This is a genomic window from Hymenobacter sp. FMD4, from assembly GCF_058932745.1.
In genome coordinates, this window is record NZ_JBZYWH010000007.1 from 111,544 (window position 1) to 122,807 (window position 11,264).

The 11,264-nt window shown below is 62.1% G+C and carries 4 protein-coding genes; 3 read left to right on the plus strand and 1 reads right to left on the minus strand.

What is annotated here, in order from left to right; genetic code table 11:
- The first annotated feature begins 95 nt into the window (after window positions 1–95).
- Both AC5FXY_RS09430 and AC5FXY_RS09435 read left to right on the plus strand, forming a co-directional pair.
- Window positions 96–1,079, plus strand: a complete 984-nt coding sequence (locus tag AC5FXY_RS09430; protein ID WP_493556413.1) for a methionyl-tRNA formyltransferase — start codon at window positions 96–98, stop codon at window positions 1,077–1,079.
- 75 nt (window positions 1,080–1,154) lie between these two features.
- A complete protein-coding gene (locus tag AC5FXY_RS09435; RefSeq protein ID WP_493556414.1) occupies window positions 1,155–6,713 on the plus strand; it encodes an Ig-like domain-containing protein in 5,559 nt (1,852 codons plus the stop codon).
- Between the two features lie 102 nt (window positions 6,714–6,815).
- Here AC5FXY_RS09435 and AC5FXY_RS09440 read toward each other — a convergent pair whose 3' ends face one another.
- Window positions 6,816–8,996 (minus strand): T9SS type A sorting domain-containing protein, encoded by a 2,181-nt coding sequence (locus AC5FXY_RS09440; protein ID WP_493556415.1) that lies wholly within the window; start codon window positions 8,994–8,996, stop codon window positions 6,816–6,818.
- A gap of 416 nt (window positions 8,997–9,412) precedes the next feature.
- Between AC5FXY_RS09440 and AC5FXY_RS09445 the strand changes: the two genes are divergently transcribed.
- The gene (locus tag AC5FXY_RS09445; protein ID WP_493556416.1) at window positions 9,413–11,218 is read left to right on the plus strand and encodes a M61 family metallopeptidase; all 1,806 of its coding nucleotides are present in this window, start codon (window positions 9,413–9,415) and stop codon (window positions 11,216–11,218) included.
- The last annotated feature ends 46 nt before the right edge of the window (window positions 11,219–11,264 follow it).

An 11,264-nucleotide genomic window follows, 5' to 3' on the forward strand; every position in this document is an offset into this window, starting at 1 on the left:
GCTTTGCGCCCCAGTACCCGCCAGTCGACAGGAGCCAGTCTGGCCCTCGGCTGGCGGTCGGCGCTACTTACCTCACCGTCGATTTTAATTGATTTATGCGTTTAGCCGTCATTATTAGTAGTCGTCTGGGCCTGCCGCTGCTGCAGGACTTGGCCGCTCAGGGGGTGGTAGCCGGCGTGGCCACGCCCGTTACGGGTAGCGAAGAGGCCGCGCAGCTGCAGGAGCTGCTTGCCCAAGCCGGCGCCGCGCCGCGGCAGCTCACGCGGGCTCACCTGTCATCTGATCTTTCAGCTTGGCTGCAGGAACTGAGGCCAACGGCTGTGCTGGTGCTGACCTTTCCATGGCGCATTCCAGCGGCGGTGCTGGCGCTGCCGCCGCAGGGCTTTATCAACTTTCACTTCGCGGCGCTGCCTGACTACCGCGGACCGGAGCCCACGTTCTGGCAGATCCGCAACGGCGAAACGGCCGGCGCCGTGACGGCGCACCGCATGGAAGCCGACTTCGATACCGGACCGGTGCTGGTGGCCCAGCCCGTACCCATCGGGCCGCACGATACCTTCGGGCTGCACCGGGCCCAGCTGGCCTTGCAGGCCGTGGGCGTGGGGCGGCAGTTGCTACGCTGGCTGCGCGGCGACGCCCCCGAGCTGACTCCTACCCCCCAGGACCCGTCTCAAGCCCGCTACTGGCCCCGCCCCGCCCTCGCCGATGTGTGCGTGGACTGGCACGAACTGGCCGAGGCCATTTACCGCCTGGTGCGGGCCGCCAACCCCTGGAACCGCGGCGCGCTGGCCACCCTGCGCGGGCAGCCCCTGCGCCTGCTGGGCGTAACGCCCCGCCCCGAAACCGTAGCCGCCGCGCCGGGCACCGTGGTACTGGCATCGCCCGGGCAGCCGCTGCTGGTGGCCTGCGGCGCTGGGCAGGTGCTGCAGCTGGATATGGTGGCCCTTGACGAAGGCTATTTCACCGGCCCACAGCTAGCTGGCCTGGGCTTGCAGACCGGCGAAGTGCTGGGCGCACTGCCCCTGGCCCAAATCCATGGCCTTGCCCAAACTGCCCCGCCCACTCCGGTGCCGGCCTGATGGCTTGGCCTTACTTCTGACTGGTGCTGGCCTGCTTACAAGGTCACCGGCAACTCACTTCTTTTTGCAACACTTATGAAATCCAGACTACTACTGTTATTACTGCTTTTGTTTAGCCCCGTGGCGGCGCAGGCGCAAACTACCCTGGCCAGTCAATCCTTTGAAAACGGCGAAACGGTAAACTACACCGCTGGCAGTGTACCTGCTGTTTCCACCACCCGCTATTTCTACCGCACCAATGCCAACCCCCTCTCCACGTTTGGCTCGGGCAGCAGCGGCATCAGTGGCATCAGCGGCAGCTATTACTGGGCCTCTGAAAACGTAAAGGCCACCTCCGATCCAGCCCTCGCTGTGGCATTGAACTCGTTTCCGATTGCGGGCTTTTCCAACCTGCAGGTAACCGTGTCACTGGCCGACCCGCAAAACTTTCCCGGCAACACTGCAGCTAATTTAACGCGCTGGGAAGCCGACGACTACGTCAGAATTCAGTACCGGATAAATGGGTCGGCCACCTGGCTAACAGCTGGGCAACTGGTAGGCGACAACTCCGGCACCGGGGGCACCGTGGGCTACCTGCGCCGCGACCTGCACATGGACGGTGCTTCGTCCGATGATATATCGGCTGCCAACCCACCCGCATCATCGACCATGCGCCCCTTTACATTCGACATTGCGGGCAGCGGCAATTCGTTGGAAGTGCGGGTGCTTATCGACCAGAGCGGGGCCAGCGAGGAAGTAGCATTTGACAACATCGTCGTGCGGGGAACCAGCGGCGGCAATGCGGCGCCCGTGCTGGCTGGTATCGAAAGCACGAGCCTTAACTACGTGGAAGGCAGCCCCGCCACGATTATCACCAATACGGTAACCGTGGCCGACACCGACCATGGAACCCTGAGCAGCGCCACCGTGCGGATACAAACCAATTACGATGCCTCGGAAGATGTGCTTTCCTTCGTAGCAGACGGCACCACCGGCAACATCGCAGCTAGCACTTTCGATACTGGCACGGGCACGCTGACACTGACCTCGACGGGTTCTTCAGCTACGCTGGCGCAGTGGCAAAACGCCCTGCGCAAGGTGCGTTATCAGAACACCGACGCCGCAGACGCTTCCCCGCTGACACGCACCATTTCGTTTTCGGTCACTGACCCCGCTGGTGCACCCAGCAGCGCCGTTACCCGCAATATTACGATCAGCACGGGCCTCGATGCGGCGGCGCCCCCGCCCTACACCGAAGACTTTTCCACCAACGGCGACGGGACGCGCTACCTATTCAACGATTTCACGGCCGCCAACAACACTACCTTTCGGCGCACCAATGTGACGCCGTACCCCGGCTTTCCGGGCACGGCTACTTTTACCAACATCAGCAACGGCTTCTATATCTACGGCGTGGGCGTCAGTAATTCGTCCAGCCCCAACGTACCCAAAACTGCCCTGCTTCAGACGCGGCAAATCGACGCAACCAACTACACAAACCTACACTTTCAAGTGCGGCTTGGAGCCAGCAGCACTTGGTACCGAAGCTCCTTTCTGCGGCTGGCGTACCGTATTGGTAGCGGCAGCTGGGTGACGTTTGCCTCCTTCCGCAGCATCGACCAGAGCTCAGACCAGGTTCAGACGGCGCTGCGCCTGGAGGCCAATGCCGCCGTGCCCAGCAGCCCCGCCGCGGGCACGGTGCTAAATAGCTTGCTCACCAACTTTGATTTTACCTTACCGGCCGCCCTGGCCGGGCAGGTGGTCGATTTCCGGCTGGAAGCGGAGGGCACCAATGGCAACGAGGAATTTGCGCTGGACCTGATTCAGGTAACCGGCACGCCCATCGTGGCACCCACGGTAACTACGGCCGTCCCTGCTAGCCTCACCACAAGCGGTGCCACCCTGGGCGGCAATGTAACCAACGACGGCGGTGCCGCAGTGACCGAGCGCGGCGTGGTGTACGTGAGCGGCACGGGCACGCCCACCACCAGCAACACCAAGGTGCAGATTGGTGCCGGCACAGGCACTTTCTCGCAGGCGGTGACTGGATTGGCGGCTGGTACCACGTACACCGTGCGGGCCTACGCCATCAATAGCGTGGGCACCAGTTACGGCGCCGTCCAGACCTTCACGACCCTGCCCAACGCGCCGGTAGTGACGGCCCCTGCCAACAACGCCGTGACGAACAACGCCACGCCTACTTACAGCGGTACGGCGCAGGCCGGCAGCACCGTGACGGTATTCGTGGATGGAGCCAACGTGGGTACCACCACTGCCACGGGCGGTGGCACTTGGACCTTCACGCAACCCACAGCCCTGAGCGAAGGCAGCCATACTGTGCGCGCTACGGCCGCAGTAAACGGCAGCACCAGCGCCAGCAGCAACACCAACACGTTCGCGGTGGACCTTACACCACCCAATACCATCATTACCGCTAACCCGACCAACCCTAGCAACAGCACCACGGCAACCTTCACCTTCACGGGCACCGATACCGGCAGCGGTATTGCCCGCTTCGAAGGCAGCCTGGACGGCGGCAGCTTCGTTACCGTCGGCAGTCCATTTGCCTATACCGGCTTGGCCAATGGCTCGCACACCTTCCAAGTACGCGCAGTGGATAACGCCGGAAACGTGGACGCCACGCCCGCGAGCTACACCTGGACTATCGACACCACGGCCCCGACAGCAAGCATCAGCTCGTCGGCGGGTGCCTCGGGCAGCACTACCGGCTCCTCGCCCATTCCGTTTGCGGTGACGTTTTCGGAAGCCGTAACGGGCTTTACGGCGGCAGATGTGGCCATCAGCAACGGCACGCTTTCCGGCTTCAGCGGCAGCGGCGCTTCGTATGCGTTTGTGGTGACGCCGGCCGCGGCTGGTATCGTGACGGTGAATATTGCAGCTAACGTGGCCACCGACGCGGCTGGCAACGGTAACACGGCCGCCACCACCTTCAGCATCACTTACAACCCACCGGTAACACCTGCTCCGGTGGTGACCACGCCCGCCAACGGCGGCCTCATCAACAATAACCGCCCCACATACGCGGGCACAGCCCCGGCCAGCAGCACCGTAACGGTAATTGTAGACGGCTCCAGCGTAGGTACCACCACGGCCAGCGCCAGCGGCAGCTGGTCGCTTACGCAACCCACGCCGCTGGCCGAAGGTTCGCACACGGTGCGCGCCACGGCTCAGCTTAGCGGCCAAACGGTAAGTGCCAACAGCAACACCAATACGTTTACCGTCGACACGACGCCGCCTGCCGCGCCGGTGGTGCTCACGCCTGCCAACGGCAGCAGCACTTCTAATACAACCCCTACTTTCAACGGCACGGCCCAAGCCACCGCAACGGTAACAGTAATTGTGGATGGCGGCAGCGTGGGTACCACCACGGCTAATGCCAGCGGCAACTGGTCGCTCACGCAACCCACGCCGTTGGCGCTGGGGTCGCACACGGTACGCGCCCGCGCCACCGATGCGGCTGGCAACACCAGTGCCGATAGCAATACCAACACGTTCACCATCAGCAACCCAGCCACGTACACCGGCAGCACGGCCGATCAGCCCAACACGCAGCGCCTGCTGCCCGGTAGCACCAATCAGGCTATTTTGCGCCTCGCCGTTACCATTGGTGGGGGCACGGATCAGCCGCTGATAGCCCAGTCGTTGGCCCTGACCACCAACGGCAGCACCAACCCTGCCGCTGATTTGGCGGCTGCCCGCGTGTACTACACCGGCTCGAACGATGCTTTTGTTACTACCACGGCCTTCGGCAGCGCTGTGCTCAGCCCGAACGGTGCTTTCACCGTCACGGGCAGCCAGCCACTTACCAGCGGCGTGAACTACTTCTGGCTGGCCTACGACGTAGCCACCAACGCCCAGCCCGGCCGCCTGCTCGACGCTACCGTGACCAGCCTGCGCCTCAGCGGCACTGATTACGTTCCGAGCACCACCAACCCAGCCGGCAACCGCCGCATTGTAGGTACCAGCCGCATACCGGGCCAGGCCCTACGCCTGACAGGCAACACCACTGCTGGCTACGTAAACTTGAGCGCCGATGCAGCCACCCCGGCCCCGGTGCTGAACGGCCCGTACACCCAGGAGGTCTGGATCAAGCCCAACATCACCGGTAGCAGCACTACGCACGGGGTCCTCGGCAATGGAACCGGCAACTCTGCTGCGCCCTACATCAGCATCACCGGCAATGGCCGCCTGGAAGCGGGCTTCGGAACGGGTAGCGCCGTGCGCAGTACCAACACCAATCCCAACACGCTTACCGGCGGGGTCTGGAGTCATGTGGTGGCTACCTTCAACGGCAGCACCCTCACGCTATACCTCAACGGCGAAGTAGTATCGTCGCTGAACACGACCAACGTACCGGCAAACACGCCAGTAAGCTACATCGGCTCGATGACGACCAGCGGCAACGGCTTCTTCCCCGGCGACATCGACGAGGTGAGCATGTGGAACCGCGCCCTGAGCACCGCCGAGATTCGGCAGCTGCGCCACTTGGTGCGGAGCGGCGTGGAGGATGGCTTGGTGTCCTACCTGCAGTTTAACGACAGCGGCAGCACCACCACTGATGTTAGCGGCACGCAAGGCGAGCTGACAGGCGCCGGCGCCATGCGCGCCAGCAGCACAGCCCCGGTAGGTTTCGGCACCAGCAGCCTGCAAACGGTGACTGGCAACACCACGCACAATTTCGCTGGCACCAACACCACCATGAGCTTTAGTGGTGTTGCGGGTGGAGCATTCGACGTAGTGGTGGCCCGCCTTGAAGGCACGCCCATGGGCACTCAGCCGGTCGCGGCTGGCCTGCAGCACTTCTACACACCGGCTTACTGGATTATCAACAAGTACGGCCCTGGCAACTTCGGTACGGCCAACGTTACCTACACCCTTGGTTTCAACGACATCAGCACCGCCGATGCCGCTACGCCCAGCAACCTGAAGCTGCTTAAGCGCGGCAGCAACAGCGACGCCGCCTTTGAAGCCCCGATTTCGGCAACGGCCGCTAGCGCCGCCGCAGGCACTGTTACATTTTCGGTCACCTCGTTTAGCCAGACGGTCATTGGCACTTTCGGCACGTCACCGCTGCCGGTCGAGCTGGTACGCTTCACGGCTGAGCGCTCGGGTGAGGATGGGCTGCTGCGCTGGGCCACGGCTCAGGAGCGCAACAACGCCTATTTCGAAGTGGAAAGCAGCCTCGACGGACTAACGTTCCGGCCGCTGGGTCGGGTGGCCGGTCAGGGAACCAGCACGCGCCGGCACGAGTACCAGCTACTTGACCGCAATCTGGCCCGCTACGCCGCCCGCACGGTTTACTACCGCCTGCGGCAAGTCGATATCGACGGCATCAGTCACGAATCGAACGTGGTGACGCTGACGCTGCCCGCCGTGGAGGTGGCCGCAGAAGTATACCCCAACCCAGCTACCGACCAACTCACCGTACGCCTGCGCGGCCTGGACGCCAGCACAATGCGGGCGCAGCTTTACGATGCCCAGGGCCGCGCCGTGCTGGAGTTTGGCCCAGCGGGTACAGCAACCACCGGCACTGAGTTGAGCACGTCGGTTCGTCATCTGCCCAGCGGCGTGTACGCCCTGCGCCTGCTACTGCCCGACCGCGTGCTGCACCGCAGCGTGGTAATTCAACGCTAATCTTTCTGGCTGACTCAATAAAAAGGGCCCCGGTAACTTGCGTAACCGGGGCCCTTTCTTGTTAAGCAACTAGCAGCAGAGCCGCTAAACAGGCCGCAGGGGCTAGTAGCGCACCAGCGGTAGGGTCACGTTCGTGTTGAGGCCACGTACCTGCACGAGGTAAGAGCCGGGCTGCAACTTTTCAGCCTCCATGGCGTGCTGCTCCCCTCCAGCCAGCGTGCGTACCTTCAGTAAGCGGCCTGCAATATCCAACACGCGCACCTGGTACTCACCCGCAGGCAGGGCCGTCAGATCGAGAGTAGCCTCGCCCGCAGATGGGCTCGGGAAGATGCTCAATTCGGCGTTGGTCGCTTTGCCAAACGATACAGCGCGCACCTCAGAGTTGATACTGGTGCCGTCGGCATCTACCTGTCGCAGGCGGTAGTACAGCACTGGGATGTTCAGGCGGGCTACATCGGCGTCGCGGAAGCGGTAATCGGCAGCCGAGGCGGAAGTACCGCGCCCGGGCACGGTGCCTACCCGGCGGTACTCGCGGCCATCGGCGGAGCGCTCGATTTCGAACCGGTCGTTGTTGAGCTCCTGGGCCGTACTCCAGTTTAGCACCGCATCGGTTTGCTGGGCGCGCGCCTCAAAGCGCGTCAGCTCCACCGGCAACGGCGCGCCAATGGCCGTAGTGATTTGCGCCGTGTTGTTGGAATCGTCCGGATCGGGCACGCTGGCCGAGGCTGCCGTGGCTTCGGCCGTAATGGCACCACTGGAACTGGTGCGGAAGCTGACGGTATTGGTGACCGGAGCGCCGCCACTGGCCAGGGAGTTGATGCGGTCATAGGTTACCCAGCCCGTGTTGCGGTCGTAGGTACCGTTGGGGGTGGTTACGTTGCCAGGAGGCAGGCCGGCGGGCAAGCGCAGGCGCGGCGTCACATTCAAGGCAGTCCGGCCACCGGTCCGGTTGGTGGTGGTGACGTTGTAAGTGATTTGCGCATTGTTATTGGCCGATGCCGGGCCGCTCACGGCTACCGCCAGGTCGGCGCCCTGCACCGTCACGCTGATGTTGGCTGGGCTGGAAGTGTAGCTGCCGCCCAGAATCGACTGAATCGTGTACGGTGCCACTGCCGTGCCGGCAAAGGTGCCTGAGGGCGTAAAGGTCACCACGCCGGCGTTGTTTACCGAAAAAGTACCCTGCCCCGCCACGGCTAACGAGGTTTGACGGCCGGGCGTGTTGGGGTCGAGGTCGACGGAGGCGGGGTTGATGGAGCTGCCCGGGGCCTGGTCGTTGCTGAGCACGTTTACGGTCACGGCCTGGTTGTAGGGCGTGGTGGCTACGTCGTCGCCGGCGAAGGGCACCTGCACCAGGTTCAGGTTCCGGATTTCGTGCACGTTGGTGCTGCCGCCCGTGGAACCCGCAAAGCCGAGGCGCAGGTTGGTGGGCGGCGCGGGCACCACAAAGTTCTCGACGGTCGTGCGAATGGCGTTGCCGTGCTGAATCCGGACGGTGATGCGGTAAGTGGTTTGGGAACCCGCCGTGGTGGGCACCACGTCGATGAAAGCCCGGCGGTAATCGGCTGAACCGGCTTGGGCGCGGGCCGTGGGTACGTCCAGTGCAAAGCCCAGGTCGCCGGGGCGGGTGCCGGTGAGGTAAGGATAATCGGTAGAAGCTGAACCGTTGCCGGCGCCCCGAATGGCAATACCGTTGGGCACCCGGCCAGCGGCGTCGAGCGTGCTGCTGCCGCCTGAGCGACCCTCTTGCCCGTTGGAATAGTTGCCAAACTCATCGATGCCGATACCGATGTAGCCACGGCTTACCCCGGGCGCAATGGGGTTGATGGTCTTCTGCGCGTAACCCAACGAGCCGCCGGAGGCCCCAATGCGGAAGCCCGAGCTGGGCTGGTTGGCATCGACCAGGAATACGCTGAAACCGTCGGCGCCGTCGGGGGTGGTTTTGCCGTAGGAGAAGAACTCAAACGAGATGGTGAAGCCAGCGCCGGCCGGGAAGCCGATGTTATCAATGGCATAACCGGCCTGGTCGTTTACGGCGTCGGTCAGGCGCAAGTACCCCTGGCCCACGGCGTCGTTGCCGGCACCACCGGTTCCGGTCAGCCGGGCCGAGCCACCAAAGCTGAAGTTGGAGGCCGAGCTGCCTTTGAACGTTTCGTTGCGCGGAAAGGCAGGCGCTGTTTGGGCCTGAGCGGCAAAGCTTGCAGCACAGCCAGCCAGCAGTAAACCCATCCCGCAATTGCGCGTCAACGACTTGGCAAGAATCAACAAAGTACAAATTGTTTTCATAAAGGAGCTTTGGTAGTTAGTTAGACAGGAGACGATTTTTTTGCATTCGAAATAACCGACAGCGTCCTGACACCCACAATAGCGCATCCTACGCGTTTCTTAGATAATTCATATTTTTAACGCATTTTCAACTTAGTTTTATCTATTTTATCGATTAAACAACATTGCTAAACTATTAACCTCGTCCGTTTACCAAGTCACCTAGCCAAGCTTGTTTATTGTACTTTATAAAAACACATGATTTGCCACCCTCTATCCGTGTATAGACATACTACAAATTCAACAAGCCTTATCCCAGGTTTGTCTTGTTGACTTATCAGTGCTATTCTCCGCTAGTCGCAGCAAATTCAAGGGTACCGGTAAGCAACATTGCCTGCTCGTTTTGCATCCGTTAGACCTACTCAGCCCTGAATCTTATGCGCGCACCGTTATACCCAGCCGTACTGGCGACGCTGCTCCTTGCCGCCGCTACCCCGGCCTTGGCCCAGCAAGAGCTTACTTACACCGTCGACATGAACCCGGCGGTGTCCTCCGACGAGTTTCGGGTGCGGCTGCAGCTGCCTAAGCTCAAGAAGGATCAGGGCGTGTACCAATTTGCCTCCACGGCGCCGGGCACGTACCAGGTGATGGACATGGGCCGCTTCGTAAAGAATTTCGAGGCTTTCGATGCCAAAGGGCGGCCCTTGGAGGCGAAACAGATTTCGACCAACCAGTGGCAACTCAGCAAGCCGGAGAAAACCCGCGAAATCCGCTACACCATCGCCGAAACTTGGGATACGCCGGTGCAGCAGCACCGGATTTACCGCATGTGCGGCTCGTCGCTGGAAGCCGACCACGCCCTGCTCAACGGCCAAACCCTGTTCGGCTACCCGCAGGGCATGCAGGACCGGCCCATGCGCATTAAGCTGAACTACCCCGCCGATTGGAAAGCAGGCACCGCCCTCGTACCCGACGCCCAAGGCTACTACCGCGCCAAGAGCTACGACCACGCCGTGGATTCGCCCATTCTGCTGGGCCGCCTCACCGAAGCCACCACCAAGCTCGGCGACGCGGAAGTGGCCTTGTACTGCTATTCCAAAACCGATCAGGTGCAGGCCGAGCCGCTGCTGGGCTACATGCAGAAGATGCTGGGTGCGGCGCAGTCTTTTCTGGTGCAACTGCCGGTGAAGCGCTACGCTTTCCTCTACCATTTCGAAGACCAGGATCAGGGCGCCTGGGAGCACTCCTACAGCTCCGAGTACACGCTGAAGGAAAAGCCGCTCACGCCCGAAACGGCGCAGCCCATCGTGGACATGGCCGCGCACGAGTTTTTCCACATCGTGACACCGCTCAACATCCACTCTGAAATCATCCAGCAGTTCAACTTCGTGCAGCCCACCGGCTCGGAGCACCTCTGGCTGTACGAAGGCGTGACGGAGTGGGCCGCTCATACCATGCAGTTGCGCGGCGGTCTTACCACCCTCGATGATTACCTGAACACGCTGCACAACAAGGTGGTCTACGACCGTCTGTACACCGACACTACCTACACGCTAAGCCGCCTCGGCCTGAATTCCTTCTCCGACGAAGGCCAGCGCCAGTACGGCAACATCTACCAGCGCGGCGCCCTCACCGCCACGCTGCTGGATCTGCGCCTACTCGAACTCTCGGGCGGCAAGCGCGGTCTGCGCGAAGTGCTGCTGGAGCTGACCAAGCAGTACGGCCCCGACAAGCCCTTCAGCGAAAAAACCTTTTTTGATGATTTCACGAAGCTGACGTACCCCGAAATCGGCGACTTTTTCCAGCGCTACGTGAAAAACGCCGAGCCGCTGCCGTTGCAGGAATACTTCAGCAAAGTAGGCATCAGCTACGCCCCAGCCCGCCCCAGTGGCCGCAAGCTGGCCTCGCTCGGCACCAATACCTACAAGGCCCAGGGCAGTGGCGTGCAGTTTGACGAGGTAAGCCCCGTGCTGCGCACCTGCGGCGTACAGCCCGGCGACCAGCTACTGGCCTTCAACGGTACCGCCGTGAAGCCCGAAACCATGAAGGCCCTCTTCGCCCAGATGCAAAGCGCCAAGCCCGGCTCCGACGCCGAACTCACGCTGCAGCGCGGCGGCAAGGAAACCAAAGTGCGCTGCCGCATGCAGGAGAAAGACGAAATCAAGCGGTTTGATTTTGCTATCGACCCCAACGCCACGCCCCAGCAACTGGCGCTGCGCCAGGCTTGGACGAGGAATATGTAGTTCTTACCGTTGGTAAAAAGAAAGCCCCGGCTGCAACAACAGTTGG